The sequence below is a fragment of the Xanthomonas euroxanthea genome (assembly GCF_900476395.1).
Taxonomy (GTDB): Bacteria; Pseudomonadota; Gammaproteobacteria; order Xanthomonadales; family Xanthomonadaceae; genus Xanthomonas; species Xanthomonas euroxanthea.
Genome location: NZ_UIHB01000002.1, coordinates 621,742 through 648,636 on the forward strand (window position 1 = coordinate 621,742; position 26,895 = coordinate 648,636).

At 66.7% G+C, this 26,895-nt stretch carries 24 protein-coding genes and 2 pseudogenes; 13 read left to right on the plus strand and 13 right to left on the minus strand.

The genetic code is table 11. The features are described from left to right. Positions 1 to 11 precede the first annotated feature (11 nt). The 3 genes from CPBF1521_RS09910 to CPBF1521_RS09925 all read right to left on the minus strand — a co-directional run bounded on the left by CPBF1521_RS09910 (position 12) and on the right by CPBF1521_RS09925 (position 4,568). Positions 12 to 665 carry a methylthioribulose 1-phosphate dehydratase gene (locus CPBF1521_RS09910; protein WP_104535541.1) on the minus strand — a complete coding sequence of 218 codons (654 nt, stop codon included), beginning with the start codon at positions 663 to 665 and terminating at the stop codon, positions 12 to 14. A gap of 920 nt (positions 666 to 1,585) precedes the next feature. Further along, positions 1,586 to 3,016, minus strand: a complete 1,431-nt coding sequence (locus CPBF1521_RS09920) for an amino acid permease (RefSeq protein ID WP_016904398.1) — start codon at positions 3,014 to 3,016, stop codon at positions 1,586 to 1,588. Positions 3,017 to 3,095: 79 nt separating this feature from the next. Next, positions 3,096 to 4,568 carry an amino acid permease gene (locus CPBF1521_RS09925; protein WP_164739368.1) on the minus strand — a complete coding sequence of 491 codons (1,473 nt, stop codon included), beginning with the start codon at positions 4,566 to 4,568 and terminating at the stop codon, positions 3,096 to 3,098. Between the two features lie 141 nt (positions 4,569 to 4,709). Between CPBF1521_RS09925 and CPBF1521_RS09930 the strand changes: the two genes are divergently transcribed. After that, entirely contained in the window at positions 4,710 to 5,297 is a 588-nt protein-coding gene (locus tag CPBF1521_RS09930) for an NUDIX hydrolase (RefSeq protein ID WP_181901186.1), read from the plus strand. Positions 5,298 to 5,639: 342 nt separating this feature from the next. Here the strand turns inward: CPBF1521_RS09930 and serA are convergent, their stop codons facing one another. Beyond that, positions 5,640 to 6,881 (minus strand): phosphoglycerate dehydrogenase, encoded by a 1,242-nt coding sequence (gene serA, locus CPBF1521_RS09935; RefSeq protein ID WP_104648634.1) that lies wholly within the window; start codon positions 6,879 to 6,881, stop codon positions 5,640 to 5,642. A gap of 209 nt (positions 6,882 to 7,090) precedes the next feature. Here serA and CPBF1521_RS09940 point away from each other — a divergent pair, with 209 nt between their 5' ends. Genes CPBF1521_RS09940 through CPBF1521_RS09950 form a run of 3 tightly spaced genes read left to right on the plus strand, consistent with a single transcriptional unit; the run spans position 7,091 to position 10,699 of the window. After that, positions 7,091 to 8,509, plus strand: a complete 1,419-nt coding sequence (locus tag CPBF1521_RS09940; protein ID WP_115676857.1) for an FAD-binding oxidoreductase — start codon at positions 7,091 to 7,093, stop codon at positions 8,507 to 8,509. A gap of 34 nt (positions 8,510 to 8,543) precedes the next feature. Continuing rightward, entirely contained in the window at positions 8,544 to 8,843 is a 300-nt protein-coding gene (locus CPBF1521_RS09945) for a DUF2388 domain-containing protein (protein ID WP_115676858.1), read from the plus strand. Next, the gene (locus CPBF1521_RS09950; protein ID WP_115676859.1) at positions 8,840 to 10,699 is read left to right on the plus strand and encodes a DUF7844 domain-containing protein; all 1,860 of its coding nucleotides are present in this window, start codon (positions 8,840 to 8,842) and stop codon (positions 10,697 to 10,699) included. Before CPBF1521_RS09945 ends, CPBF1521_RS09950 begins: the two co-directional genes overlap by 4 nt. A 297-nt stretch (positions 10,700 to 10,996) precedes the next feature. On the opposite strand, the gene CPBF1521_RS09955 is transcribed toward CPBF1521_RS09950, so the two are convergent. The 5 genes from CPBF1521_RS09955 to CPBF1521_RS09975 all read right to left on the minus strand — a co-directional run bounded on the left by CPBF1521_RS09955 (position 10,997) and on the right by CPBF1521_RS09975 (position 14,668). After that, positions 10,997 to 11,395, minus strand: a complete 399-nt coding sequence (locus CPBF1521_RS09955) for a hypothetical protein (protein ID WP_181901187.1) — start codon at positions 11,393 to 11,395, stop codon at positions 10,997 to 10,999. Further along, complete coding sequence (gene yeiP / locus CPBF1521_RS09960) at positions 11,395 to 11,961, minus strand: elongation factor P-like protein YeiP (RefSeq protein ID WP_115676860.1); 567 nt, start codon at positions 11,959 to 11,961, stop codon at positions 11,395 to 11,397. Before yeiP ends, CPBF1521_RS09955 begins: the two co-directional genes overlap by 1 nt. Positions 11,962 to 12,061: 100 nt before the next feature. Then, positions 12,062 to 12,832, minus strand: coding sequence for an SDR family NAD(P)-dependent oxidoreductase (locus CPBF1521_RS09965; protein WP_104648639.1), 771 nt, complete (start codon positions 12,830 to 12,832; stop codon positions 12,062 to 12,064). Between the two features lie 145 nt (positions 12,833 to 12,977). Further along, entirely contained in the window at positions 12,978 to 13,874 is an 897-nt protein-coding gene (locus CPBF1521_RS09970) for a hydroxymethylglutaryl-CoA lyase (protein ID WP_115676861.1), read from the minus strand. Continuing rightward, positions 13,871 to 14,668: an enoyl-CoA hydratase-related protein gene (locus tag CPBF1521_RS09975; protein ID WP_115676862.1), complete on the minus strand. Its 798-nt coding sequence runs from the start codon at positions 14,666 to 14,668 to the stop codon at positions 13,871 to 13,873. Before CPBF1521_RS09975 ends, CPBF1521_RS09970 begins: the two co-directional genes overlap by 4 nt. 116 nt (positions 14,669 to 14,784) lie before the next feature. Between CPBF1521_RS09975 and CPBF1521_RS09980 the strand changes: the two genes are divergently transcribed. The 4 genes and pseudogenes from CPBF1521_RS09980 to CPBF1521_RS09995 form a co-directional block, all read left to right on the plus strand. Continuing rightward, the gene (locus tag CPBF1521_RS09980) at positions 14,785 to 15,033 is read left to right on the plus strand and encodes a FeoA family protein (protein ID WP_104585288.1); all 249 of its coding nucleotides are present in this window, start codon (positions 14,785 to 14,787) and stop codon (positions 15,031 to 15,033) included. Continuing rightward, positions 15,030 to 16,889, plus strand: a complete 1,860-nt coding sequence (gene feoB, locus CPBF1521_RS09985; protein ID WP_104648642.1) for a ferrous iron transporter B — start codon at positions 15,030 to 15,032, stop codon at positions 16,887 to 16,889. Before CPBF1521_RS09980 ends, feoB begins: the two co-directional genes overlap by 4 nt. A gap of 1 nt (position 16,890) precedes the next feature. Then, positions 16,891 to 17,145 carry a DUF6587 family protein gene (locus CPBF1521_RS09990; RefSeq protein ID WP_016904924.1) on the plus strand — a complete coding sequence of 85 codons (255 nt, stop codon included), beginning with the start codon at positions 16,891 to 16,893 and terminating at the stop codon, positions 17,143 to 17,145. 57 nt (positions 17,146 to 17,202) lie between these two features. After that, positions 17,203 to 17,529 (plus strand): annotated as a pseudogene (locus CPBF1521_RS09995) (nuclear transport factor 2 family protein); the annotation flags it as partial. A gap of 5 nt (positions 17,530 to 17,534) precedes the next feature. Here the strand turns inward: CPBF1521_RS09995 and CPBF1521_RS10000 are convergent. The 4 genes and pseudogenes from CPBF1521_RS10000 to CPBF1521_RS10015 all read right to left on the minus strand — a co-directional run bounded on the left by CPBF1521_RS10000 (position 17,535) and on the right by CPBF1521_RS10015 (position 21,408). Then, on the minus strand, positions 17,535 to 18,521 hold the full coding sequence (locus CPBF1521_RS10000) for a PhoH family protein (protein ID WP_115677108.1): 987 nt from the start codon (positions 18,519 to 18,521) through the stop codon (positions 17,535 to 17,537). A 192-nt stretch (positions 18,522 to 18,713) separates the two neighbouring features. After that, positions 18,714 to 19,079: a hypothetical protein gene (locus CPBF1521_RS10005; RefSeq protein ID WP_115676863.1), complete on the minus strand. Its 366-nt coding sequence runs from the start codon at positions 19,077 to 19,079 to the stop codon at positions 18,714 to 18,716. 247 nt (positions 19,080 to 19,326) lie between these two features. Next, the gene (miaB, locus tag CPBF1521_RS10010) at positions 19,327 to 20,781 is read right to left on the minus strand and encodes a tRNA (N6-isopentenyl adenosine(37)-C2)-methylthiotransferase MiaB (protein ID WP_115676864.1); all 1,455 of its coding nucleotides are present in this window, start codon (positions 20,779 to 20,781) and stop codon (positions 19,327 to 19,329) included. A 38-nt stretch (positions 20,782 to 20,819) separates the two neighbouring features. Next, positions 20,820 to 21,408 (minus strand): annotated as a pseudogene (locus CPBF1521_RS10015) (glutathione S-transferase family protein). 155 nt (positions 21,409 to 21,563) lie between these two features. Between CPBF1521_RS10015 and CPBF1521_RS10020 the strand changes: the two are divergent. The 5 genes from CPBF1521_RS10020 (at position 21,564) to CPBF1521_RS10040 (ending at position 26,601) form a co-directional block, all read left to right on the plus strand. Next, on the plus strand, positions 21,564 to 22,532 hold the full coding sequence (locus CPBF1521_RS10020) for a helix-turn-helix transcriptional regulator (protein WP_115676865.1): 969 nt from the start codon (positions 21,564 to 21,566) through the stop codon (positions 22,530 to 22,532). A 49-nt stretch (positions 22,533 to 22,581) separates the two neighbouring features. After that, entirely contained in the window at positions 22,582 to 23,571 is a 990-nt protein-coding gene (locus CPBF1521_RS10025; protein ID WP_115676866.1) for a lytic transglycosylase domain-containing protein, read from the plus strand. Between the two features lie 375 nt (positions 23,572 to 23,946). Further along, positions 23,947 to 24,591: a ubiquinol-cytochrome c reductase iron-sulfur subunit gene (petA, locus tag CPBF1521_RS10030; RefSeq protein WP_026064126.1), complete on the plus strand. Its 645-nt coding sequence runs from the start codon at positions 23,947 to 23,949 to the stop codon at positions 24,589 to 24,591. Continuing rightward, complete coding sequence (locus CPBF1521_RS10035) at positions 24,591 to 25,850, plus strand: cytochrome b (RefSeq protein WP_104649060.1); 1,260 nt, start codon at positions 24,591 to 24,593, stop codon at positions 25,848 to 25,850. Before petA ends, CPBF1521_RS10035 begins: the two co-directional genes overlap by 1 nt. Further along, positions 25,843 to 26,601: a cytochrome c1 gene (locus tag CPBF1521_RS10040; protein ID WP_181901188.1), complete on the plus strand. Its 759-nt coding sequence runs from the start codon at positions 25,843 to 25,845 to the stop codon at positions 26,599 to 26,601. The genes CPBF1521_RS10035 and CPBF1521_RS10040 overlap by 8 nt, the downstream gene beginning before the upstream one ends. The last annotated feature ends 294 nt before the right edge of the window (positions 26,602 to 26,895 follow it).

Genomic DNA, 26,895 nt, shown 5'->3' on the forward strand with positions numbered 1-26,895 from the left:
GTGGCGAGGACTCAGCGCGGGCCGCGCAGCTTCAGCAGCTCGAGTTCGCAATGCAGCAGGAATTCGAAGGCCTCCAGGTGACGGCGTGCCTCGGCCATGTTGCGGCCCCAGGCATACAGACCGTGTCCTTCGATGAGATACCCCCACAGGCTCTGTTTGTCCAGCAAGGCTTCCACCTGCGCGGCCAGCACCTGCATGTCCTGCGTATTGGCGAACACCGGCACGTCCACTGCCGTTTCATGGGTGGTGTTGCCCTCGAAGGCTTTCAATAGCTCATAGCCTTCCAGCCGGATCACGCCGGCGCCGGCATACAGCCGCGAGGCGATGGTCTGCACCGGCGAATGGGTATGCAGCACGCAGCCGATCTCCGGGAAGCGGCGATACAGCTGGGTATGCAGCAGCGTCTCCGCGGACGGGCGCAACGGCCGGCCGACGGCCAGGCCATCGAAGTCCACCACCATGATGTCTTCCTCGACCAGGCGGCCCTTGTCGCGGCCGGACACGGTGATCGCGGCGTGCTGTTCGTCCAGGCGATGGGAGAAATTGCTGCTGGTGGCCGGCGTCCAGCCGGCCTGGGCCAGCTCGCGGATGTTGCCGATCAGCAGTTGCGCCAGCTCGTGCAGACGCGCGGCGCTATAGGGCAGGGGGGCAGTGGTCGCATTCATGGACCTATTCTACTGCCCCGCCGGATTACGGTCAGGTGCAGCGCAGCAGGGTTTATTGCTGCCACGCCCGGGTCGCGAATGGCTGACAGGAGACAAAGAGCGCGCGTCAGGCGGTGAACGCAATGGTTTTTGTTGGCCGCCTCTTGTCGGAGGCAGTCAGGGGCCAGGTGAAATGCTTAGTCGGTCGAGGGCGCGGTGCCCTCACCGCTTGCGGGACACGCCGTGAACCCGTCCCTGGGGGCTCGGTGGCGGCATCCATGCCGCCACACGGTCCCGCAACCGGTAAGGACACCGCACCAGACAGTTGGTCGGCTGCTTTCTTGAAAGCGTGGTGCTCGGCTTGCGGTGGGCAGACGCGACGTTTGCGGATTGCGCGTCAAAAACCCTTGTCTGCTGCTCGGTCTGCGGTGAGACGAGCGGTGGGAAGCCGGTCGAGACACAGTGGCTCGACCATCGCACCTCATCTTCTGCTTTCAACGATGCACACCGACCATCTCGACAGGTCCTTGCCCGCTCACCGTCGCGGGACCTTATGCGGCATGGATGCCGCGTAAGAGCCTACAGGGATGTACTTGCGGCGTGTCCCGCGATGGTGGGCGGGCAAGGGCCCTGCAGCCAAGCCACAGATCAGCAGACCAGGGCCCTGCAGCCAAGCCACAGATCAGCAGACCAGGGCCCTGCAGCCAAGCCACAGATCAGCAGACCAGGGTCCTGCAGCCAAGTTGCAGATCAGCAGACCAGGGCCCTGCAGCCAAGTTGCAGATCAGCAGATCAGGACCCTGCAGCCAAGTTGCAGATCAGCAGATCAGGACCCTGCAGCCAAGCCGCAGACCAGCCGCCCAGCAGCCGAAGACTGTCACCCGCTCTGCCATACACCGGCGGGTGGTCGTTCGTCAGTGGCTGCTGGCGCGCGCGCGTGCTCAGCGACCGTCGCGCAGACGGCTGTGGCGGTAGCCGTAGCCGAAATAGACCACCAGCCCGACCAGCGTCCACACCCCCATCAACATCCAGTTGTGCAGGGTCATCGCCGACAGCAGCGCCAGGCAGCTCAATACGCCGGCGCTGCAGATCAGCCAGGCCACCGGCATGCGGAATGGGCGCGGCAGTTCCGGGTGGGTACGGCGCAGGATCAGCACGCCGGCGCATACCGCCGCGAAGGCGATCAGCGTCCCCATCGAGGTCAGCTCGCCCAGCACGTCCAATGGGAACACCGCCGCCAGCAGGGCGATGCCTACGCCGGTGATCACGGTGTTGACGTGCGGGGTGCGGTACTTGGGATGGATGCGGGTGAAGATCGACGGCAGCAGGCCGTCGCGCGCGATGATCATGAAGATGCGCGGCTGGCCGATGATCATCACCAGCACCACCGACGACAGCCCGATCAGTGCACCCACTTCCACCACCACGCGCAGCCAGGCCAGTTGCGGATGCGCCGCTACCGCGGTCACCACCGGCTCGTCGGTGCCGAGCAGGGTGTAGGGCACCAGGCCGGTCATCACCGCCGCCATGGCGATGTAGAGCACGGTGCAGATGACCAGCGACAGGATCATGCCGATCGGCAGATCGCGTTGCGGGCGGTGCGATTCCTGCGCCGCCACCGACACTGCCTCGAAGCCGATGTAGGCGAAGAACACCATTGCCGCGCCGCGCAGCACGCCTTCCATGCCGTACTTGCCCGGGCCTTCGTTGGCCGGGATGAACGGGTGCCAGTTGGCGGTATCGACGTATTTCCAGCCCACTGCGATCACCAGCAGGATCAAGCCGGTCTTGAGGATCACCATCGCCATGTTCATTGCCGACGACTTGCGGATGCCCACGTAGCACAGCCAGGTCAGCAGCAGCACGATACCGGCCGCAGGCAGGTTGGCGATCGCGCCGGTGCGCTGCAGCTTGCCGTCCAGCGGCGCGCTGACCAGGGCGGCCGGCAGGTGGATGTTGAAATGTTCCAGCAGGCTGAGGAAGTAGCCGGTCCAGCTGACCGCCACCGCCGAGGCGGAGACGCCGTATTCCAGCACCAGCATCCAGCCGATGAACCAGGCCGCCAGTTCGCCGAAGGTGGCGTAGGTATAGGTGTAGGCACTACCGGACACCGGCACCATCGCGGCAAATTCGGCGTAGGCCATCGCGCAGAACGCGCAGCACACCGCGGCCAGCACGAATGACAGCATGATCGCCGGGCCGGCATGGTCGGCCGCGGCCTGGCCGGTGATGACGAAGATGCCGCCGCCGATCACCGCGCCAATGCCCAGGGCAGTCAGCCCCCAGGGCCCGAGTGCACGTTGCAGGCCCAGCCCGTCGGCCGCCTCATGGCTGGCGTGCGGGTGTTTGGTGGCCCAGAGTTGCTTGAACATGCAGCGGTTCCTGTTGAATCCCTGCACATGGAGGTGCGGGCGTGTGCGAGATGTGCGGGCTCTTGCGAGGGACTTGCAGTCAAACCCTGCGGGCCAGCCGGCTATGGCGAATGCCATACCCGAAATAGATGACCAGGCCGATCACGGTCCAGCCCACGAACACCTTCCAGTGTTCCTGGAAGGCCTGGAAGAACAGGAACAGGCAGGCCAGCGCGCCGAGCGGGCAGATCAGCATCGCCAGCGGCACCCGGAACGGCCGTGGCAGATCCGGCTTGGTGAAACGCAGCACCATGACCCCGGCGCACACGGTGGCGAAGGCGAGCAGGGTGCCCATCGACACCAGTTCGCCCAGCACGCTGAGCGGAATCAGCCCGGCCAGCAGCGCCGCGACCACGCCGACGAAGATCGTCCCGACGTAGGGCGTGTGGAACTTCGGGTGCACCTTGCCGAACAGTCTGGGCATCAACCCGTCCTTGGCCATGGTGTAGAAGATGCGCGGCTGCGCCATCAGCATCACCAGCACCACCGAGGACAGGCCGGCGATTGCACCGATCTCCACTGCGGTCTTGAGCCAGGTCAGCTGCGGGTGCGCTTCCAGCGCCGTGGCCACCGGCTTGGCGGTGCCAAGCTGGGTGTAGGGCAACAGGCCGGTCAGCACCGCGCAGACGATGATGTAGATGACAGTGCAGACAGCCAGCGACACCAGAATGCCGATCGGCATGTTCTTCTGCGGATCCTTGGTCTCGCCGGCGGAGGTGGAGACCGCGTCGAAGCCGATGTAGGAGAAGAACACGATGGACGCCGCACGGAACACGCCGTCCCAGCCGAACTGGCCCGGCCCGGTGTTTTCCGGAATGAAAGGGTGCCAGTTGGCCGGATCGATGTAGGCGATGCCGAAGCCGACGAACAGGCAGATCACCACCACCTTGATCGCCACCACGATGGCGTTGGCAAACGCCGACTGGGTGACGCCCACGTAGCACAGCATGCTCACCGCAGCCACGATCAGCACGGCCGGCAGGTTGATGAGGTTGCCGGAGCTGACAAAGTTGTGGCCGTCCCAGGCCAGTGGTGCACCGGCCAGCTCCGCCGGGAACGGCAATCCGAGCGTGCCGGTCAGGAAACTGATCAGGTAGGCCGACCAGCCGACCGCCACGCTGGAGCCGGCGAACAGGTATTCCAGCACCAGGCACCAGCCGATGAACCAGGCGATGCCTTCGCCAAGGGTGGCATATGAATACGAGTAGGCGCTGCCGGAGACCGGCATCATCGCCGCGAACTCTGCGTAGCACAGGCCGGCGAACGCACAGGCGATGCCCGCAAACACGAAGGACAGCATCACCGCCGGGCCGGCATGGTTGGCAGCGGCCTGGCCGGTCAGCACGAAGATGCCGGCGCCGATCACCGCGCCGATGCCGAGCATGATCAGGTGCTTGGCGGTGAGGGTGCGTTGCAGGGTGGCTTCGCCTTGCAGGCTGCCTTCGACCGGTTCGCCCCCATCCACATGTCCAGCGGGCTCGATCGGTTTGACCCTCAACAGAGACTTCAGCATTCGGTACATCCCTAAGTGGCAAGGCTAAGGCGCTGGCGCCCGGGCGAAGGTGTGCGCCGCGTCCCCAACGGACAGGCAAGCGGCCTACCTTGCCAAAGCTACACGCTCACGACAAGCACGTACGCAGCATGAATGGCGATAATGGCCACCTGGCCCGCGACGGGCGACCGAGAGCGACAGATGGTGGATGCAACCCTGCAACAGCGATTGGCCGACTACCGCGCACGCTGGCCCGACGAAGCCGGGCTGGCCGAGCAGTTCGCACAGCTGCTGGACGATGCCACCAACCCGTTCCTGCGCGAGCGTGTCGAAGGTCATTTCACCGGTTCGGCCTGGGTGGTCAGCGCCGATGGCACGCGCACGTTGCTGACCCACCACCGCAAGCTGCAGCGCTGGCTGCAGCTGGGCGGGCACGCCGACGGCGACCGCGACCTGGCGCAGGTGGCCCTGCGCGAGGCGCAGGAGGAATCCGGATTGAGCGGCTTGCGCCTGGTGGATGCAGACATCTTCGACCTGGACCGCCACTGGATTCCCGCACGCGGCGAGGTGGCCGGGCACTGGCATTACGACGCGCGCTATGTGGTGGTGGCTGGAGCGGACGAGGCGTTCGAGGTCAGCGAGGAGTCACTGGCCCTGGCGTGGCGGCCGATCGCCGAGCTGCTTGCCGATCCGCAGCTGGATCCGTCGATGCGGCGCATGGCCGAGAAGTGGGTGGCGCGAGGCGTGTGAGGAGGATTGAGGGCGTGTGCCCTCATCCGCCCTGCGGGCACCTTCTCCCGCAAGCGGGAGAAGGGAGCGCGCGGGAGAAAGAAGTACGCGAGGGAAGGGCGCCAGCGGGAAGACAAGGGCGTGCGGAAGAGAGGAGCGCGCGCGAGAGGGGCGCGAGCGGGAGAAGGGAGCTGGCGGGAGAAGAGGGCGCGCGGAAGAGGGGAGCGCGCGAGAGGGACGCGAGCGGGACAAGGGAGCTCCCGGGAGAAGGGTGACCTGCACTTGCTTCTCCCGCTTGCGGGAGAAGGTGGCGCAAAGCGCCGGATGAGGGCCGCGGATGAGGGCCGCGCGTGCATCAACAGCTCAATACAAGATCCGCGTCCGCAAGGTCCCCTCGATCAACGCCAGGCCTTCCTTCAGCGCGGTGGCCTGCGCCTCGCTGGCGCTGACGTCGATCACCACGTAGCCCACCTTGGCATCGGTGCGCAGGAACTGGCCGTCGATGTTGACGTTGTGGCGCGAGAACAGTTCGTTGATCTTGGACAGCACGCCCGGCACGTTGCGGTGGATGTGCAGCAGGCGCAGGCTGTCGGGATGCTCGGGCAAAGTGACCTCGGGGAAGTTCACCGCCGACAGGGTGCTGCCGTTGTCGCTGTAGCGCACAAGCTTGGCGGCCACTTCGACACCGATATTGTCCTGCGCTTCCAGCGTGCTGCCGCCCACGTGCGGGGTCAGGATCACGTTGTCGTGTGCGGTCAACGGGGATTCGAACGCGTCGCCGTTGCCCTTGGGCTCGATCGGGAACACGTCCACCGCCGCGCCGCCGATCTGGCCGGAGCTCAGCGCCGCGTCCAGAGCGTCGATGTCGATCACGGTGCCACGCGAGGCGTTGATCAGGTGCGCGCCGTGTTTCATGCGCGCGATTTCCGCCGCGCCGATCATGTCCTTGGTCGACGGCGTCTCCGGCACATGCAGGGTCACCACGTCCGCGCGTGCCAGCAGGTCGTCCAGGTCGATCGCCGCGCGCGCGTTGCCCAGCGACAGCTTGGTTTCGATGTCGTGGAAGATCACCTGCATGCCCAGCGACTCGGCCAGCACGCCGACCTGGGTGCCGATATGCCCGTAACCGACGATGCCCAGCACCTTGCCGCGCGTTTCGTGGCTGCCGGCGGCCGACTTGGACCACCCGCCGCGATGGCATTCGGCATTCTTCTGCGGGATGCCGCGCAACAGCAGGATCGCCTCGGCGATGACCAGCTCGGCCACGCTGCGGGTGTTGGAGTAGGGCGCGTTGAATACCGGGATGCCGGCCAGTTCGGCCGCGTCCAGATCGACCTGGTTGGTGCCGATGCAGAAGCAGCCCACCGCGATCAACCGCTTGGCATGTGCCAGCACCTGCGCGCTCAACTGCGTGCGCGAGCGGATGCCGACGATATGCGCCTCGGCGATGCGGGCAATCAACTCGTCTTCCGGCAACGATTTGGCGTGCAGCTCGATCTGCGAATAACCGGCGGCGCGGAACACATCCACGGCAGTCTGGCTGATGCCTTCCAGCAACAGGACGCGGATGTCCTGCTTGGGAAACGAGGTTCTCTTCGGCGACATGGGGGGAGCGCATTGCAGCAATCGGGTCGGCAACTATGCCAGATGGGCTGCGCGATGGGGCGGTCGCAACGCAGTGTTTGCGCAGGCAAAGTCCTTGCGGTGCAACGGTTTCAGCTGAATCCAACACCGCCTCGGCCGCACGCCGTGCAGCTGGACGGGGCTGGCGCGCACTGGCACGCTGTGCGGTTCCTACCGCAGCGCCGTGTGCCATGACCGATCCCCGCATCCTTTCGTTGCAACAGGCCGTGCCGGCGTTGCGTTTGAAGACCGAGCCGGCCGACCTGGAACACTACGGCCGCGACTGGACGCGGCGCTGGACGCCCAACCCGCTTGCGATCGCCTTGCCCGGCTCGGTGGACGAGGTGCAGGCGGTGCTGCGCTGGGCAAATGCGCATGCGGTGGCGGTAGTGCCCTCGGGCGGGCGCACCGGCCTGTCCGGCGGCGCGGTGGCCGCCAACGGTGAGCTGGTGCTGAGCCTGGAGCGCCTGAACAAGCCGCTGGAGTTCAACGCGGTGGATCGCACGCTCACCGTCCAGGCCGGCATGCCGCTGGAGGCGGTGCACAACGCCGCGCGTGAGCATGGGCTGGTGTATCCGGTGGACTTTGCCGCACGCGGCTCGTGCTCGATCGGCGGCAATATCGCCACCAATGCCGGCGGCATCCGCGTGATCCGCTACGGCAACACCCGCGAATGGGTGGCCGGCCTGAAGGTGGTCACCGGTGCCGGCGAGCTGCTCGAACTCAACAACGCGCTGGTGAAGAATTCCAGCGGCTACGATTTCCGCCATCTGCTGATCGGCTCCGAGGGCACGCTCGGCGTGGTGGTCGAAGCGACGCTGCGATTGACCGACCCGCCGCCGCCCAGCAACGTGATGCTGCTGGCGCTGCCCTCGTTCGAGGTGCTGATGCAGGTGTTCGCCGCCTTCCGCGCGCAGCTGCGGCTGGAGGCGTTCGAATTCTTCACCGACCGCGCACTGGAGCACGTGCTGGCGCACGGCGCGCAGGCGCCGTTTGCCGAAGTGCATCCGTACTACGTGGTCACCGAGTTCGCCGCCGGCGACGCGGCGCAGGAAGCCGCGGCGATGGCGGCATTCGAGACCTGCATGGAGCAGGGCTGGGTCAGCGACGGGGTGATCAGCCAGAGCGATGCGCAGGCCGCGCAACTGTGGCGACTGCGCGAAGGCATCACCGAGGCGCTGGCACGCTACACGCCCTACAAGAACGACGTGTCGGTGCGCATCTCGGTGATGCCGGCATTCCTGGCCGAAACCCAGGCGCTGCTGCACGATGCGTATCCGCATTTCGATGTGGTGTGGTTCGGCCATATCGGCGATGGCAACCTGCATATCAACGTGCTCAAGCCCGATGGCACCAGCCAGGCCGATTTCGTCGCGGTCTGCGACCAGGTGACCAAGTTGCTGGCGCAGGCCTTGCAGCGTTTTGGCGGCAGCATCTCTGCCGAACATGGCATCGGCCTGGTCAAGAAGGCCTACCTGTGGAGCACGCGCTCGGCCGAGGAGATCGCCTTGATGCGCGGGATCAAGCATGTGTTCGATCCTCATCTTTTGCTGAATCCCGGCAAGCTGTTCGAGATCGACGACGCGCCTGCCGCTGCACGTGCCGGTTAGTCTTTCACCACCTTCACATGGAATCGATACGCCAATGATGCGCTCCCTCGTGTTTTGCGCCCTGACGCTGCTGCCGCTGGCAGCCGTTGCCTCCAGCCTGGCCGGGACCTCGGCCGGCGCATCGTCGGCCGGTTCGTCCAATTCCTCCGGCAGCAGTTCCGGCGACGACAAGGTGGTGGCCGATGCACGCGAAGATGCGGCCGGCTTCGTCGCCAGCAATGGCGCGATCCGCGGCGTGCGTCTGGAAGCGGCGCTGATTCAGCTGCGCAGCCGTAGCGATGCGGCGCGGCTGTCCAGCGACCTGGAACTGGCGCAGTCCATCCTGGCCCAGTGAGGTCTCCACGCCGGTGCTGGTGGCTGTGGCTGGCCGCAGCGATCGCACCGGCGGTGCAGGCCGAACCACGCGTCGATGTCGATCCGCAGGGCCTGTCGGCAGTGCAGATCGAGGCCTCGCATGCCTTGGTGCAGCAGGTTGCGCAGCGCCTGCCGCCGGCCTGGATGCAGCGTATCGACGCACCGATCCAGCTGCAGTGGCGTACGGATTTGCCGGCACACGTGCATGGCCGCGCGATCGGCCGGCGCATCCTGCTCGATCGTGCGCTGCTGGATGCGTGGAGCACGCAGGCTGCCGCTGCGCAGGCCGACCCCGGTGCACCGGCCACGCGCGCGGCGATGGCGGCGGTGGTGCACGAACTGGCGCACGTGCTGGACCGTGGTGCGCACGGTGGCCTGTCGCGCGACCCGCGGCTGCGCGATCTGGCTGGCTGGCAGGTGCGTCCCTGGCGGATCGGGCGTGGCGCAAACCGGTTCAGCGATCGCAGCCCCGACGATTACGAACGCCGCAGCCCGGCCGAATTCGTCGCGGTGAATCTCGAACACTACGTGCTCGATGCCGATTACCACTGCCGGCGTCCGGCGCTGGCGGCCTGGTTTGCCGAGCAGGTTGGCGCCATGCCCGATGCAACGCGCTGCGAGGCGGCGCTGCCGTATCTGCAGGCCGACAACGATGCCGGCGCAATGTCGCTGTTGGCACTGGATCCAGCGCGTGTGTACGCGGTGGACTATCTACTGGCCGAGGGCAATGCGCAGCCGATGAGCCGCTGGGGCCACAGCATGCTGCGTCTGGTGATCTGCGCCCCTGGTCGTGCGCCCGGCCCCGATTGCCGTCTGGATCTGCAGTATCACCGCGTGCTGTCGTTCCGCGCCTTCGTCGGCGATGTGCAGATTTCCAGCTGGCGCGGGCTGACCGGCGCGTATCCTTCGCGGCTGTTCGTATTGCCGTTGAATCAGGTGGTCGACGAATACACCAAGGTGGAGCTGCGTGCCCTGTCGTCGGTGCCGCTGAAGCTCACGCCCGAGGAGATCGCCGCGCTGCTCGCACGCGCCGCGCAGGTGCACTGGAGTTACGACGGGCGCTACTACTTCATCGGCAACAATTGCGCGGTGGAGACTTTCAAGCTCCTGCACGACGGCGTGCCGCGGCTGGCCGCGGCCGGGCTGTCGTCGATCACCCCGCGCGGCGTGCGCCAGCGGCTGCACCGTGCCGGCATCGCCGACCTGCAGGTGCTGGACGACCGTGCGCAGGCGACTCGCCAGGGCTATTACTTCGAGTCGGCGGCGGCGCATTACCAGGCCATGTTCGAGGTGATCCGCCGCGGCCTGCCGCTGCCGCAGACCAGCGTGGAGCAATGGCTGGACGCGCGGCCGGACGCACGTGCGCAATGGTTCGAGCGCGGCGGTCTGCGCGAGACGGCTGCAGCGTTGTTGCTGGAACAGGCCGCGTTGCGCCGCCAGGAGTTGCTGGCACGCGATGCGCTCAAGCGCCTGCTGACACCCGGCGCAGCCGGGCGTGACTCGGTGCAGGGTCAACTGCAATCACTATTTGCGCGGCAGGCCCAGCTCAGTCACCCGGCCACGTTGTTGGGCAGCGCCGGCTACGGACTGCCGCAAGCAGACGAGCAGCTGGACCTGAGCGCGCGCGTGGCGCAGGAAACCGGCGTACTGGTCGACGGCTGGAAACAGCTGCAGGCACTGGGGCGGCAGCAACTGCCGGCCGAGGTCCGCACTGGATTAGAGCAGGGCGAGGCAAATGTGCAACGTCTGCGCGCCCGCCTGCGCGTGCTAGCGCGGGGTGATGCGGCTGCCGGCAAACTGCGGTCAGGGATGGGGATACCTCTGCAGGCGCAATAGCGGTTCGGACTACGCGGGGGAGGGCGGTACCGGCCCCTCTCCCTGCGGGGCGAGAAGGCGCGGCGTGCGCGCCACCGGCGCGCGGAGCGGGGATTGGGGTCAAGGGACGGGGCGAAGCTCCCGTAGAGGTCCAACTGCATGAGGCTTCGCCCGTCCCCTCATCCGGCGCTTTGCGCCACCTTATCGAGATGGGAGAAGGGATGCGCTGTCGTCTGCAGCTGCAAGTCCCAGTTTCCAGTGCTCCGGCCAGGGACGACGCATGCGCCAGCTGGCACCTGTCACACCAGCCGGCGCAGCTCAGCCAGTCGGTTGCAGATCCGCCTGCACCGAATACTTACGCAGCCAGGCGCTGACCTGCGCGTTGTTGCGGTACTGCTGCATCAGCTGTGCAAGCCGTGCCGGTGCCGGCGTGCAGAACTGCGCGATCGCCACGTCGATTTCGTGGCGACGATCGGCGTCGTACGGCTCCTCGCCCGCGAAGTGCTCGCAGGTGTCGTAGTCCTCCACCAGCGTGCGCACATCCTCCGGCATGCCGCACAGGCCGGGCGGATGTTGCAGCCACTCCTCGTCCAGCTTGGCGTCGGTGCAGGCCACCGGCGCGGGCGTGGCTGCGGACGTCGGCGCCGTAGCCGGAGCCGGTTGCTCCGTGCAGGCAGCCAACAGCCCCAGCGCAAGGATCACGACCGGCGTGCGCATCAGTCGGCGCGGCCCGCGAATTCGCCGGTGGTGGTGTTGACCAGCACGCGCTCACCGTTGGTGATGTACTCGGGCACCATGATTTCCAGGCCGGTGTTGAGCTTGGCCGGCTTGGGCCGCTTGGTGGCGGTGCCGCCCTTGAGTTCGGGCGGGGTTTCGATCACTTCCAGCGTCACCGTCTGCGGCAGTTGCACGGCCACCGGCTGGTCGTCGATCACCTGCACGTAGATGCCGGTCAGCCCGTCGGTGATGTAGCCGGCGTCGGTGCCGATCACCTCCGCATCCAGCGTGTACGGCGTGAAGTCTTCGTCGTCCATGAACACGAACGCCTCGCCATCCTTGTACGAGAACGTGGACAGGCGACGCAGCAGTTCCACTTCCGGCAGGTTGTCGTCGGCGTCGAAGCTGGCGTCGGTTTTCACACCGCCCGGCACGCTGTACATGATGAAGCGGAAGCGCACATTGCCGCCGCGGCCCTGCGGCGAGCTGCGCTCGATGTCGCGGATCTGGTAAATGCCGCCGTTGTATTCGACGACGTTGCCTTTCTTGATGTCGTTGGCTTTCATGGGAATCGGGAGTTGGGAATGGGGAATCGAAAAAGCCGGGGGCCGGGACACTGAGAGCAGGGCGTCGTTACGATTCCCCATTCCCAACTCCCGATTCCCGCTACTTGGGTGCCAGGCGCACGCCGCCGTCCAGGCGAATCACCTCGCCATTGAGATAGCGATTGCGCAGGATGAAGGCGACGGTGTCGGCATATTCGTCGGGTTGGCCCAGGCGCGAGGGGAACGGGATCGCCGCGGCCAGCGATTGCTGCACCGCCTCGGGCATGCCGTCCACCATCGGGGTCCAGAACACGCCCGGAGCGATCGTCATCACGCGGATACCGAAGCGCGCCAGTTCGCGTGCCATCGGCAAGGTCATGCCGACCACGCCGCCCTTGCTGGCCGCATAGGCGGCCTGGCCGATCTGGCCTTCGTAGGCGGCCACCGAGGCGGTGTTGATGATCACGCCGCGCTCGCCGTCGTCGCCGGCATGGTTGTGTTGCATCACGTCGGCCGCGGCCTTGGCCACGTTGAAGCTGCCGACCAGGTTGACCAGCACGGTGGTGCGGAAGGTCGCCAGCGGCATCGGCGCTTCCTTGCCGAGCACCCGCCCCGAGCCCAGGATGCCGGCGCAATTCACCACCAGGTTGAGCCCGCCCAGCGCCTGCGCGGCCTGCGCCACGTTGGCGGCAACCTGCGCCTCGTCGGTGACATCGGTGGCGACGTACAGTGCGTTGCCCGCACCGAGCAGCGCCAGCGCCGCGTCGGCCTTGTCGGCGTTGACGTCGAACAGCGCGACCTTGCCGCCATCGGCCACGATGCGCTGCGCCACGGCCAGGCCCAGGCCGGAAACGCCGCCGGTGACGATGGCAAGAACAGAAGAAGGCTGCATGCGGTGGTTCCTCGGAGATCCTGGAGGCCGGTGATGCCGGCAGGCGAACGGGTGACGACGCAGCCGGCGATTCTAGCCGAAGCGTTAGTGCGACCGATCCTGTAATGGAGCGGGCGCGGCGACGGTGGCATGCCGGACTGGCGCCTCAGTCAGCTGCCGCCAGGGCCTTGCCGACCTTGCTGCCGGTCTGGCGGCCGAGCAACTGCGCCAGCCAGCGGCCGGTGTCGGCGAGGGCTGGCAGGTCGATGCCGGTCGGCATGCCCAGCCCGTGCAGCAGGTACACCACGTCTTCGCTGGCGACATTGCCGCTGGCGCCCTTGGCGTAGGGGCAGCCGCCGGTTCCGGACACCGCCGCATCGACCACGCGCACGCCTTGCTCCAGGCAGGCGGCGATATTGGCCAGCGCCTGGCCGTAGGTGTCGTGGAAGTGCACCGCCAATGCCGGCATCGGCACCGCCTGCGCCACGGCGGTCAGCATCTGGCGTGCCTTGCCCGGTGTGCCCACGCCGATGGTGTCGCCCAGCGAAATCTCGTAGCAGCCCAGCGTGTACAGCCGTTGCGCGACATCGACCACGTCGGCCACCGGCACCTCGCCCTGGTACGGGCAGCCCAGTACGGTGGAGACGTAACCGCGCACGCGCACGCCGTCGAGGGCGGCCTGTTCCAGGATCGGGCGAAAGCGTTCGATCGATTCGTCGATGCCGGCGTTGGTATTGGTGCGATTGAAGGCCTCCGATGCCGCGGTGAACACCGCCACTTCCCGAGCACCGGCGGCGCGTGCGCGCGCATAGCCCTGCAGGTTGGGCACCAGCACCGGATAGGCGATGCCCGGCGCCTGGGTGATGCCGGCGAACACCTCGGCCGCGTCGGCCAGTTGCGGCACCCAGCGCGGGCTGACGAAGCTGGTCGCCTCGATGCTGCGCAGCCCTGTCGCGGAAAGTCGGTCGATCAGCGCGATCTTGTCGGCGGTGGCGATCGGTGTGGCTTCGTTCTGCAGGCCATCGCGCGGGCCGACTTCGACAATGCGCACGAAGTCGCTCATGCCGCACCCTCCGGCAACCAGGCCGGGCTGCGCTTGTCGAGGAAGGCACCCAGGCCTTCCTGGCCTTCCGGGGAAACGCGCAGGCGTGCGATCCACGCGGCGTTGGCGGCGTCGATGGCGTCGCGGTCGGTCGGCGGCAGCGCCGCGCGCACCAAGGCCTTGGCGCTGGCGGCCGCCAGTGGCGCGGCCGCCAGCAACAGGCGGACCTGGCGCTCCACCGCGATATCCAGTTGGTCGGCGGTGACCAGTTGATGCAACAGGCCCAGCAACTGCGCGGTGGCCGCGTCGAAGATCTCGGCAGTGGCGAACCAGCGCCGCGCCTGGCGCGCGCCGATCGCCGCGATCACGTACGGCGAAATGACCGCCGGCAGCAGACCGAGCTTGCTCTCGGTCAGGCCGAAGCGCGCCTCGGTGCAGCCGATGGCGATATCGCAGCACGCCACCAGGCCGACGCCCCCGCCGAACGCCGCGCCGTTGACGCGCGCGATGGTCGGCTTGGGCAGTTCGTCCAGCGTGCGCATCAGGCGCGCCAGGGCGAGCGCATCGGCCGCGTTGTCGGCCTCGCTGGCGCCGGCCATGCCGCGCATCCAGTTCAGGTCGGCGCCCGCAGAGAACGCGGCGCCGGCACCGGTGATCACCACCACCCGGATCTGCGCTGCCCGGCCGGCCTGCTGCAAGGCGTCGGTGAGCGCGCTGATCAAGGTCGCATCGAAGGCGTTATGCACCGCCGGGCGGTGCAGACGTAACGTACGGACCGCTCCCTGGTCCTCCACGATCAAGCCGGTGTCCTGCATTGCGTCAACGTCCATGAATGGGATGCGAACCATGATAGTGGCACGGGTCGGCCGAGCCATGACGCGGTGCGTCGATGCTAGAATTGAGAACCATTCCTAACAATCAGGCCGTCTTTGTGACGTTGTCCGACATGCCTTTGCATCGCGCCGCCATTGTTGAATCCGTGGAGGAGCGTCTGCCCAACGACACGATCGCCAGGCGGCTGCGCGAATTGGGCTTTGTCGCTGGCGAGGAAGTCACGGTACTGGCGACCGGTCCGGTCGGGCGCGAACCCTTGCTGGTGCAGGTCGGTTACACGCGGTTCGCCCTGCGGCGCAGCGAGGCGGCCCGCGTGCAGGTGCGCGTCGATGGAGCGCAGGCATGAGCACCGCAACCGTCCCCATGCGTCTGGCGTTGGTCGGCAACCCCAACAGTGGCAAGACCGCCCTGTTCAACCAGCTGACCGGCAGCCGGCAGAAGGTCGCCAATTACACCGGCGTCACCGTCGAACGCAAGGAAGGGCATTTCCGTGCGCCGTCCGGGCGCGACTTCGCGGTGCTGGATCTGCCGGGCGCCTACAGCCTGCAGCCGGCCAGCCTGGATGAAGCGATCACCCGCGACCTGTGCCGCGGCTTCTATCCCGGTGAGCCTGCGCCGGACGTGCTGGTGTGCGTGATGGATGCGACCAACCTGCGCCTGCATCTGCGCTTTGCGCTGGAGCTGCGCGAGCTGGGCCGGCCGATGATCGTGGCGCTGAACATGGTCGACGCCGCGCAGCGGCGCGGCATCGTCATCGACCTGCCGGCGCTGGAACAGGCGCTCGGGGTGCCGGTGGTGGAAACGGTGGCGGTGCGCCGCGGCGGTGCCAAGGCCCTGGTCGAGCGGCTCGATACGCAGGCGGCCAGCCTGGCCGCGCCGTCGGCCACGCCACCGGCCGACGGCAACTACCACGCCCAGGTGCGGCAGATCCTGGGTGCGGCAGTGACCATGCCTACGCGCACCTCGCGGGTGGACGATGCGCTGGACCGCTGGCTGCTGCATCCGGTCTGGGGCCTGGTCACGCTGGCGGTGGTGATGTTCCTGATCTTCCAGGCGGTGTACGCCTGGGCCAACCCAGTGATGGACCTGATCGATGCCGGCACCGCGATGCTGGGCGAGTGGGTGGGCACCACGCTGCCGGAGGGCCCGCTCAACAGCCTGCTCAAGGACGGCATCATCACCGGTTTGGGCGGGGTGATTAAGTTCCTGCCGCAGATCCTGATCCTGTTCGCCTTCATCCTGGCGCTGGAGGAGTCCGGCTACCTGCCGCGCGCGGCCTTCCTGCTCGATCGCATGATGTCGGCGGCCGGTTTGTCCGGGCGCTCGTTCATCCCGCTGCTGTCGAGCTTTGCCTGCGCGGTGCCCGGCATCATGTCCACCCGCAGCATCCAGGACCCGCGCGACCGGCTCGCCACCATCATGGTCGCGCCCTTGATGACGTGTTCGGCGCGGTTGCCGGTGTATGCGCTGCTGATCGGCGCCTTCATTCCGCAAAAAACCGTGTGGGGCATCTTCAATCAGCAAGGCCTGATCCTGTTCGCGCTGTATGCCGCGGCCATCGTCAGCGCACTGCTGGTGTCGTGGACGATGAAGAAGTGGCGCCGCGACAAGAGCGAGCATCCGCTGATGCTGGAGCTGCCGTCCTACCGCCTGCCGCATCTGCCGGACCTGGCGCTGGGGCTGTGGGAGCGTGCGATGATCTTCCTCAAGCGCGTCGGTGGCATCATTCTGGCCCTGACCATCCTGCTGTGGTTCCTGCTGTCGTTTCCGGCCGCGCCGGCCGACGCCACCTTGCCGGCGATCGATTACAGCTTCGCCGGGCGTATCGGCCATGCGATGGCGATCTTCTTCGCACCGCTGGGCTTCAACTGGCAGATCTGCATCGCGCTGATTCCCGGCCTGGCCGCGCGCGAAGTGGCGGTTGCCTCGCTGGCGACGGTGTACGCGCTGTCGGCTGCCGACGACGATGCCGCCGCGCAGGCCCTGTCGCCGCTGATCAGCGATGGCTGGTCGCTGGCCACCGCGCTGTCGCTGCTGGTCTGGTACATCTATGCACCGATGTGCATCTCCACGCTGGCCACGATCAAGCGCGAAACCAACTCGTGGAAGCAGATGACCATCAGCGCGGTGTACCTGTTCGCGCTGGCCTACCTGGCCTCGCTGGTGACCTACCAGCTGGCCGTGCTGCTGGGAGCCGGCTGAGGTGGATCTGTCGCTCACCTTGCAATACGTGGTCATCGCCCTGGCGGTGTTGCTCAGCCTGTGGGTAGTGATGAAGAAGCAATTTCCCGGCACGCTGCGGCGCCTGCGTGGCGCAGTGGCGATCGGCCTGTTGCGCGATGGGCGGCCTGCATGGATGCGGGCGCTGGGCCGCCGCGTCGCACCGCCGGCCGCGCAGAACGCCGCGGCCTGTGGTGGCTGCGACAGCTGCGGGCCGACGCCGCCCCGTCGTCACTGACGCACTGCATCCCCTACACTTGCGCGGCCGCAGGACGCGGTGGTGCAGGGGACGCAGATGCGGTTGTTGGTGTTGTTGGCGACCCTGGCGGCGGTCGCCGGTGTTTACAACTATGGCGGCAATGCGCTGGACGAAGCGCAGGTGCGCGATTTCTACGCCGCGCACGACAAGGCGATGCGTGGTCAGGACGGCGAAGCGCTGTGTGCGATGACCGCGCCGGCGTTCGAAATGGTGGTGCTGTACCGCATGGATTCGCATCAGCAGCGGCAGACCACCACACGCGAGCAGTACTGCAAATCCAATGGCGAGTGGGCGCAGGTGCTGCGTCAGATGCGTCATGTGGCCAGCCCGGAAGAGGTGATCGACTACAAGCAGTCGATCAGCCTGCCTCATGCCGCAGGTTCGGCAGGCTTCTCGGCCAGATCGCGCTTCTCATAAGCGGTAACGATGCGCTGCACCAGCGGGTGGCGCACCACGTCGCGCGCCTCGAAGAAGGTGAAGCTGGCGCCGTCCACATCGCGCAGCACCTCGATGGCGTCGCGCAGGCCGGACTTGACGTGCTTGGGCAGGTCGATCTGGGTCAGGTCGCCGGTGACCACCGCGGTGGAGCCGAAGCCCAGGCGGGTCAGGAACATCTTCATCTGCTCGATGGTGGTGTTCTGCGCCTCGTCCAGAATCACGTAGGCATCGTTGAGCGTGCGGCCGCGCATATAGGCCAGCGGCGCAATCTCGATGACGTTCTTTTCCAGCAGCTTGACCACCTTCTCCACGCCCAGCATCTCGTACAGCGCGTCGTACAGCGGGCGCAGGTACGGGTCCACCTTCTGGCTGAGATCGCCAGGCAGGAAACCCAGCTTCTCGCCGGCTTCCACCGCCGGGCGCACCAGGATCAGGCGCTGTACGCGCGATTCGTTCAAGGCTTCCACTGCGCTGGCCACGGCCAGGAAGGTCTTGCCGGTACCGGCCGGGCCGATGCCGAAATTGATGTCGTGCGTGGCAATCGCATGCAGGTACTTGGCCTGGTTGGCGCCGCGGCCACGCACGGTGCCGCGCTTGACCTTGATCGCCACGTCCTGGGCCACGTAGGAACGATCGACCACGTGCTCGACATTGGCATCGTTCAGGCGCAGGTGGATGGCGTGGTTGTCGAACGTGGTGGCGGCGGCCTCATCGTACAAGGCCGTCAGCAGCGACTGCGCGGCGGTGATCGCCGGCTCCGGGCCGGTGACGCGGAAGATGTTGCCGCGGTTGGCGATCTCCACGCCGAGCTTGAGTTCGATCTGGCGCAGGTGCGCGTCGAACGGGCCGGCCAGATTGGCCAGGCGCTCGATGTCGTCGGGTTCCAGGGTGAAGTCGCGATGTGCAGGTGAGTTCATGGTCGGATCGGACCGCGCACGCATGCGCTGGTCGGTTGGGCGGCAGACGAGGGTAGCGCGCAGCGTGTGATCCCACCAACACGCCCGGCCGCTGCAATCACCCGGTCTGGCCGGGACCCGGCGGCGTGCGCGGGTTTTCCACAGTCGCTGTGGAGTCACGCATCACTAACCTGTGGATAAAAATTGTGGCGCCTACTCGCACAAGGTCTGGCAGGCAGGTGGCGAAAAAATCACCACTGCGATGGCGGTTGTCCACAAGCGGTGTGGATCGAATTCGGCAAAGCCTGTGGGTAAGTGCTCGCACGCCTTGTGCCGCAAGGCGTTGCAGACGGGTGGTGAAATTTTGATCACTCGGCGTGCGTGCCGCTTGCCGCTTGCCGCGTGCTGAGGCGAGTCGCTGTCGATGTCGTCGCTGTGCGCGATCAACACATTGCCCGGCCTTTGCGAACGATGCGCGCTGTCGCTGGCTTGCAGACCGAGCATGGCCCAGTGCTGCGCCACGTCACCGGGCCATTGCCGACGCTCGAGCGCCAGTTGGCGACTCAGCGCGATACGCACGCCGCTGCGTGCTCGCGAAAGATCGAGGCGCGCGGCGTGACGCGTGTGAGCTCGCTCAAGTGCCGGCGTATTGCACACACGCACGCAGCCACGCAAGGTAAGGACCATCGCAGGCAGATGCGGCATCGGGCGGCTGGCGTCAGCACCACGACCGTCGCGACCGACCAGAACGCACTCTGTCATCCATCACGAATCCGCCACCGAGCGCTAACGGAAGGCGCCAACGCAAGCCGGCGCCTGTGCCGCGTCAGCTTGCGCTGTCGTCCACCTGGATAAGGCCACGCAGCGAATTGCTCATCGCCTCGGTGATCACCACATCGACGAAGTGCCCGATCAGGCGCGGGTTGCCGGGGAAATTCACCGGGCGCATGTTCTCGCTCTTGCCGGTCAATTCGTTCGGATCGCGCCGCGACGGGCCTTCCACCAGTACCCGTTGCACGCTGCCGACCATGGACTGCGAGATACGCGTGGCGTGCGCATTGATCTGCGCCTGCAGGCGGGCAAGCCGCGCCTGCTTGACGGCTTCCGGCGTGTCGTCCTGCAGGTCCGATGCCGGCGTGCCGGGACGCCGCGAATACACGAACGAGAAACTCTGGTCGAAGCCCACATCCTCGATCAGCTTCATGGTCTTTTCGAAATCCGCTTCGGTCTCGCCGGGAAAGCCGACGATGAAGTCCGAGCTGATCGAAATGTCCGGGCGCACCGCGCGCAGCTTGCGGATCTTGGACTTGAATTCCAGTGCGGTGTAGCCACGCTTCATCGCCGACAGGATGCGGTCGCTGCCGGCCTGCACCGGCAGGTGCAGGTAATTGGCCAGCTGCGGCACGTCGCGATAGGCATCCACCAGCGAATCGGAAAATTCCAGCGGATGGGAGGTGGTGAAACGGATACGGCCGATGCCGTCGATCTGCGCGATGGTGCGGATCAACAAGCCCAGATCCGCGTACTGCGCCGCATCGCCGGCATCGGCGCCGTACGCGCCGCGATACGCGTTGACGTTCTGGCCGAGCAGGTTGATCTCGCGCACGCCCTGCGCAGCCAGTTGCGCCACCTCCACCAGCACGTCCTCGAACGGCCGGCTGACTTCCTCGCCGCGGGTGTAGGGCACCACGCAGAACGAGCAGTACTTGGAGCAGCCTTCCATGATCGACACGAATGCCGACGGGCCATCGGCACGCGGCTCGGGCAGGCGATCGAACTTCTCGATTTCCGGAAAGCTGATGTCCACCTGCGACTTGCCCGATTCGCGCCGCGCGCGGATCAGCTCCGGCAGGCGATGCAGGGTCTGCGGGCCGAACACCAGATCCACGTAGGGCGCGCGCTTGACGATGGCCTCGCCTTCCTGCGACGCCACGCAGCCGCCCACCCCGATGATCACCGGCTTGCCGCCGGCCTTCAGTGCCTTCCAGCGGCCGAGCTGGCTGAACACCTTTTCCTGCGCCTTCTCGCGGATGGAGCAGGTGTTGACCAGCACCACGTCGGCGTCTTCGGGGTTGTCGGTCAGCTCCAGGCCCTCGGAGGCGGCGAGCACGTCGGCCATCTTGGCCGAGTCGTACTCGTTCATCTGGCACCCGTGGGTCTTGATGTAGAGCTTGCCGCGCACCACGGCAGGCGCCGACGGGCGGGCTACCGGCAGCGGCAACAGGGCAGGTGCGTCCACGGCGGTGGCCGCGGACAGGTCGGAAACGGATGTCCCGGGCATGGCGCTTATTCCAGGCGGGTAGAAGATAGCCGCACAGTTTACCCGCTTGCGCCGGGCCCGTCCGCCTGGTCAGGCCTTGGCGTTGGTCGCCTCGGCACGTGCAAACGCCGGCCGGTCGGCCATGCGGGCGATGTAGGCGCGGGTGCTGGCAGGCGGATCGATCAGGCCGAAATCGAGCATCCAGCCCAGCGCGCCGCCCCACAGCACATCGGCCGCGCTGCAGCGTTCGCCCAACAGATAGTCGCCCTTGGCCAGCTGCGCATCGATCACCTGCAGCACCGTGTCGCAGTCGGCGTAGGGCGAGATCGCGCGCGGCGGCGCGTCGCGCTTCAGCGCGCGGTCGATGATCGCCGGCTCGAACGCCGAGCCGTAGAAGGCCAGCCAGCGCAGGTAGGCGCCGCGATCGGCGTCGCCCGGGGCCGGCGACAGGCCGGCTTCCGGATACAGCTCGGCCAGGTACTGGTAGATCGCACCCTGTTCGGTGACCACGCTGTCGCCGTGCCGGATCGCCGGAATCTTGCCCATCGGGTTGATCGCCAGGTATTGGCTCGTCAGTTGCTCGCCTTTTTCCAGATTGACGATCTGCAGGTCGTAACTGGCGCCGAGCTCTTCCAGCAGCACCAGCACGCCGCGCGAGCGCGAGCGGGGATTGTGGAACAGGGTGATGTGGCGCTGGTCGGACATTGCAGGTTCCTTGGTGGAGGCGGCAGGCATGGGCCGCGGTGCCAGCGCCATCCTACGCAGCCATTGCGGACAGTTCCTGTCCGCAATACGGTAGCGCGATGGCTTCGACCGCTGCCCGCTTGTTGCGTCTGCTCGCCCTGCTGCAAGGCGGCCGGACCTGGTCCGGTGCGGCGCTGGCCGAGCGCCTGGAACTGCATCCGCGCAGCGTGCGGCGCGCGGTCGAGCGCTTGCGCGAGCTGGGCTACCCGGTGCAGGCCGCGCCCGGGGCCGGAGGCGGTTATCAGCTGGGGCGGGGCGCTGCGGCCCTGCCGCTGTTGTTTGAAGAGGACGAAGCGCTGACCGTGGCGATCGCCTTGCGCGCAGCGGCTCCGGTGATGCGCGGCATGGATGCGGCGGCGACGCGGGTGTTGCGCAAGCTCGATCCGTTGTTGCCGCGGCGCAGCGGCCAGCGTGCCAGTGGTGCGCATGCGGCCACGGCCAGTCTGCCGATCACCGAGGACGCCGCTGCCTTGGTGGATGCGGCACTGCTGGCGCAACTGGCCAGCGCCTGCCGCGACCGGGCCACGCTGCGGCTGGACTATCGCCGGCATTCCGGCGCGCCGATCACGCGCTGCGTGGAGCCGGCCTTGCTGGTGAACTACGGGCGGCGCTGGTACCTGCTGGCCTGGGACTGCAAGCGTCAGGACTGGCGTACCCTGCGGGCCGACCGGATCGACCAGGCCGGCGCGACCGGCGCCCGGTTCGCCGCGCGCGCGTTGCCGGAGGAGCCGCTGCAACTCCTGCGCAAGGCGATCGGCGAGTCGCCGTTTCCGTGTCGGGCCCGGGTACGCCTGCATGGCACGCTGGACGCACTTGCCGCGCGCATCCCGCCCTGGCTGGGCGCGCTGGAAGCCGACGGGCCGGCACATTGCTGGCTGGGCCTGGGCGCACCGAGCATGCCGGCCCTGGCGGCCAACCTGCTGATGCTCGATCTACCCTTCGATGCGATCTCCCCGCAGGCCGTGCATGCACCCCTGACCCAGACGCTGAACGCGTTGCGGACGCGGCTGGAGCAACTGCCCGGATAACCGCGGCAGCCACTTGGCAAGCCTGGGCCAAGCTGGGACACTCCGCCGCATGAAGGGGATGTCAAGAGTGCTGGGGCTGCTAGTTGTCACGTTGTCGGCGGCGCCGGTCAGCGCCGGCACCTTGTACAAGTGCGTCAGCGGCGACGGGATCACCAGCTACCTGAGCAAGCGCCAGAGCGGGGCGACCTGCAGCGTCATCAGCAGCTACACCCCGGACCGGTCCGCGCGCCGCGCCGCGCCGTCCACGCTTCGGCCGACGCCGGGGGTGGCCGCCAGCCCGGCGCGCAGCAGCGCCACGATCGACAGTGGCGCGCCGGCCACGATCATCAGCCAGCCGGCCAGCCAACCGCCTCCTCGCGCTGCCGAGCTCGCCTCGGCGCTGAGGCCGCGCGCGCAGCCGGTGTCGGAGACGTCGATCGTGCAGCCGCCCGCTGCTGCCGCGGTCAATCCGCGCCGGGTGGTCAGCGGGCAGGTCTATTCGTACATGAAGGACGGTGTGCGCCATTACACCAGTGCGCGCCCGCGCCAGGTCGCCAGCATCCAGGGCCTGCGCACCATCCATTACAGCTTCATCGAAACCTGTTACGCCTGCGGGGCCAAGCCGGGCGTCAACTTCGGCGCGATCCGGCTCAATACCAACGCCTACCAGCAGGAAATCACTGCGGCAGCGCGCGAGTTCGGGGTCGAAGAGGCGATCGTGCGCGCGATCATCCATGCCGAGTCCGCCTACAACCCGCTGGCACTGAGTCGTGCCGGCGCGCAGGGGCTGATGCAGTTGATGCCCGGGACCGCACGCCGCTTCGGGGTCAGCGATGCCTATGATGCAACGCAAAATATTCGCGGTGGCGTGCAATATCTTTCGTGGTTGCTGAAGCGCTTCAACGGCGATCTCACGCTGGCTGCTGCCGGCTACAACGCGGGCGAGGGCGCGGTGGATCGCTACGGTGGCGTGCCGCCTTACAGCGAGACCCAGCGCTACGTGCAACGCGTCGGCCTGCTGGCCGGACGCTATCGTGGGCAGGCCACGGCAGCCAACTGAGCTGCGCGCCTTCGCGTGCATGTGCTGCGCGCTGCAGCCTGCCTTGACCACAACCAGTCGGGACGGATGTCGGGCGGCCACCACGTCGCGCAGGCAGCCTTCGCGGCTGCGCGCTGCCGCAGCCCACGCGCAGCAGGTCTTCGCCGGGCAGGGTCGATGCCAGCACTGCGTCACAGCTGTCGGTCCTGTGCCAGGCTGGCACGTGATGCAATCGGCGCGCGCCTGCATCCGGTGTTTGCACTGCGCCGGTCCGACTGCGTACATTGCGTTGTCTGTGTATTAAGCGTTCCGCTACACTGCGGTCGATTCATCGCGGCTGGACCCCCCGCCAGCCGTTGGCAGCCTCACGCTACCTAATCAAGATCGGAGAGCCGGATGGCCAACGATGGGGTTAACGCACCTGCGGATATCGGGCGTCGTCGGTTTTTGACCGCGACAACGGCCGTGGTCGGTGCGGTCGGAGCAGGATTTGTCGCAGTTCCGTTCGTGAAGTCGTGGAATCCCAGTGCACGCGCCAAGTTGGCCGGTGCCCCGGTGACTGCCGACATCAGCGCCTTGCAGGAGGGGCAACGGCTGGTTCTGGAATGGCGCGGTCAGCCGATCTGGATCGTCAAGCGCTCCAAGGCGATGCTCGACGCGCTGCCATCGCTGGATGACCGGCTCAAGGATCCCAAGTCCGAGAACAAGGACCAGCAGCCGGACTACGTACTGAAGAATCCCGAATACCGCTCGATCAAGTCCGACATCTCGGTGCTGGTCGGGCTGTGCACGCATCTGGGCTGCTCGCCGGAAATGGTCGCCGAAATCCGCCCCGAGCCCTACGACCCGCAATGGAAGGGCGGCTATTTCTGCCCCTGCCACAAGTCGCGTTTCGACATGTCCGGCCGCGTCTTCGACGGCGTGCCGGCACCGATCAATCTGCTGGTGCCCCCACACCACTACGTGGACGACAACACCCTGGTGATCGGCGTCGATCCCGATGGTGCCGGTACGTCGGCCAACAGCACGGGGGCTGCCTGATGAGCAATATCCTGGTCCGTACCGCCAACGGTGTGTTCGATTGGGTCAACGAACGCGCGCCCGGGCTGATGCCCATGTATCGCAAGCATGTCAGCGAGTACTACGCGCCGAAGAACTTCAACCTCTGGTACTACTTCGGCTCGCTGGCCATCGTGGTGCTGGTCAACCAGATCGTCACCGGCATCTTCCTGACGATGCACTACAAGACCAGCGCCGCCGATGCATTCGCCTCGATCGAATACATCATGCGCGACGTGGAGTGGGGCTGGCTGATCCGCTACATGCACAGCACCGGCGCCTCGCTGTTCTTCATCGTGGTGTATCTGCACATGTTCCGCGGGCTGATGTACGGCAGCTACCAGAAGCCGCGCGAATTGGTGTGGATTCTCGGCATGCTGATCTACCTGGTGCTGATGGCCGAAGCCTTCATGGGTTATGTGCTGCCGTGGGGTCAGATGTCGTTCTGGGGCGCCAAGGTCATCATCTCGCTGTTCGGTGCCATTCCGGTGATCGGCAACGGGCTGACCGAATGGATCATGGGCGACTACCTGCCCGGCGATGCCACGCTCAACCGCTTCTTCGCGCTGCACGTGATCGCGCTGCCGCTGGTGCTGTTGCTGCTGATCGTGCTGCACATCGGCGCGCTGCATGAAGTGGGTTCCAACAATCCCGATGGCGTGGACATCAAGAAGGGGCCGAAGGGCAACCGCTGGGACGCGCACAAGCCGGCCGACGGCATCCCGTTCCACCCGTATTACACGGTCAAGGATCTGGTCGGGGTCGGCTTTCTGCTGTTGATCGCGGCCTTCATCATCTTCTTCGCGCCGGCGTTTGGCGGCCTGTTCCTGGAGCACGACAACTTCACCGAGGCCAATCGCCTGGTGACTCCCGAGCACATCAAGCCGGTCTGGTACTACACGCCGTATTACGCGATGTTGCGGGTTGTGCCGAACAAGCTCGGCGGCGTGCTGGTGATGTTCTCGGCGATCGCGATCCTGTTCCTGGTGCCGTGGCTGGATCGGGCCAAGGTGCGCTCGATCCGCTACCGTGGCTGGATCTCCAAGGTCGCGCTCGGCGTGCTGGTGGTGTGCTTCGTGTGGCTGGGCGTGATCGGCTCCGGCCCCGGCACCGACGCGCACGAAACCTATGTCGGGCGCGTGCTGACCTTCCTCTACTTCGCCTTCTTCATCACCATGCCGGTGTGGACGCGGCTGGACAAGACCAAGCCGGTGCCGGAGCGGGTGACCACCCATGACTAATTCCAACGTGAGGTCATGGACGTCGCGCCTATTTGCCCTGCTGTGCGGGCTGCTCATTGGCGGCGGTGCGATTGCGGCCGAAGGCGGTGCGATGCAGCAGGCCGGCAACGACCTGAGCGACCGTGCCTCGCTGCAGCGTGGCGCGCAGTTGTTCATGAACTACTGTTCCGGCTGCCACTCGCTGAAGTACCTGCGCTATTCGCGCATGGCCAGCGATCTGGGCTTGAGCGAGGCAGAGGTCATGACCAACCTCAACTTCACCGGCGCCAAGATCGGCGAACACATCGAAGGCACCATGCCGCACGATGCGGCGGCCAAGTGGTTCGGCAAGGCGCCGCCGGACCTGACCCTGATCGCCCGCGTGCGCGGCACCGACTGGGTCTATACCTACCTGAAGTCGTTCTATCTCGATCAGACCCGCCCCCTGGGCTGGAACAACCAGTTGTTCCCGAATGCGTCCATGCCCAATCCGCTGTGGGAGCTGCAAGGACTGCAGCAGGCGCAGTTCGGCCCGCCCGACAAGGCGACCGGCGACAAGCCGGTGCAGGCGCTCAAGCTCGGCCAGCCCGGGCGACAGACGCCAATGGAGTTCGACCAGACCGTGCGCGACATCGCCAACTTCCTCGAGTACGCGGGCGAGCCGGCGGCGCTGAAACGGCAAAGCATGGGCGTGTGGGTGATCCTGTTCCTGGCCTTGCTCACCTTCATTGCCTACTTGCTCAAGAAGGAATACTGGAAGGACGTGCATTGATCGTGCGGTGAACCCGAGGCGGCGCGCAATGCCGCGGCGGCCCAGGAATAGCAACCGATCGCCCGGTGCATGCAGGCGCTGCGCAGGGCAGGGGTGCGCATGCTATGTGCCGATTCCGGGCCTGGGCCGCGTCCGTCGGCGGTGGCGCAGTCGTTGAGCGGCATGCACGCCGTTCAAGAGCCTAGATCGACTCAAGAGCCTACATGGACGTACTTGCGGCGGGTCTTGCGACGGTGGGCGGGCAAGGGCCTGCAGCCAACTCGCAGCGTCGAGGGCGCGGTGCCCTCACCGCTT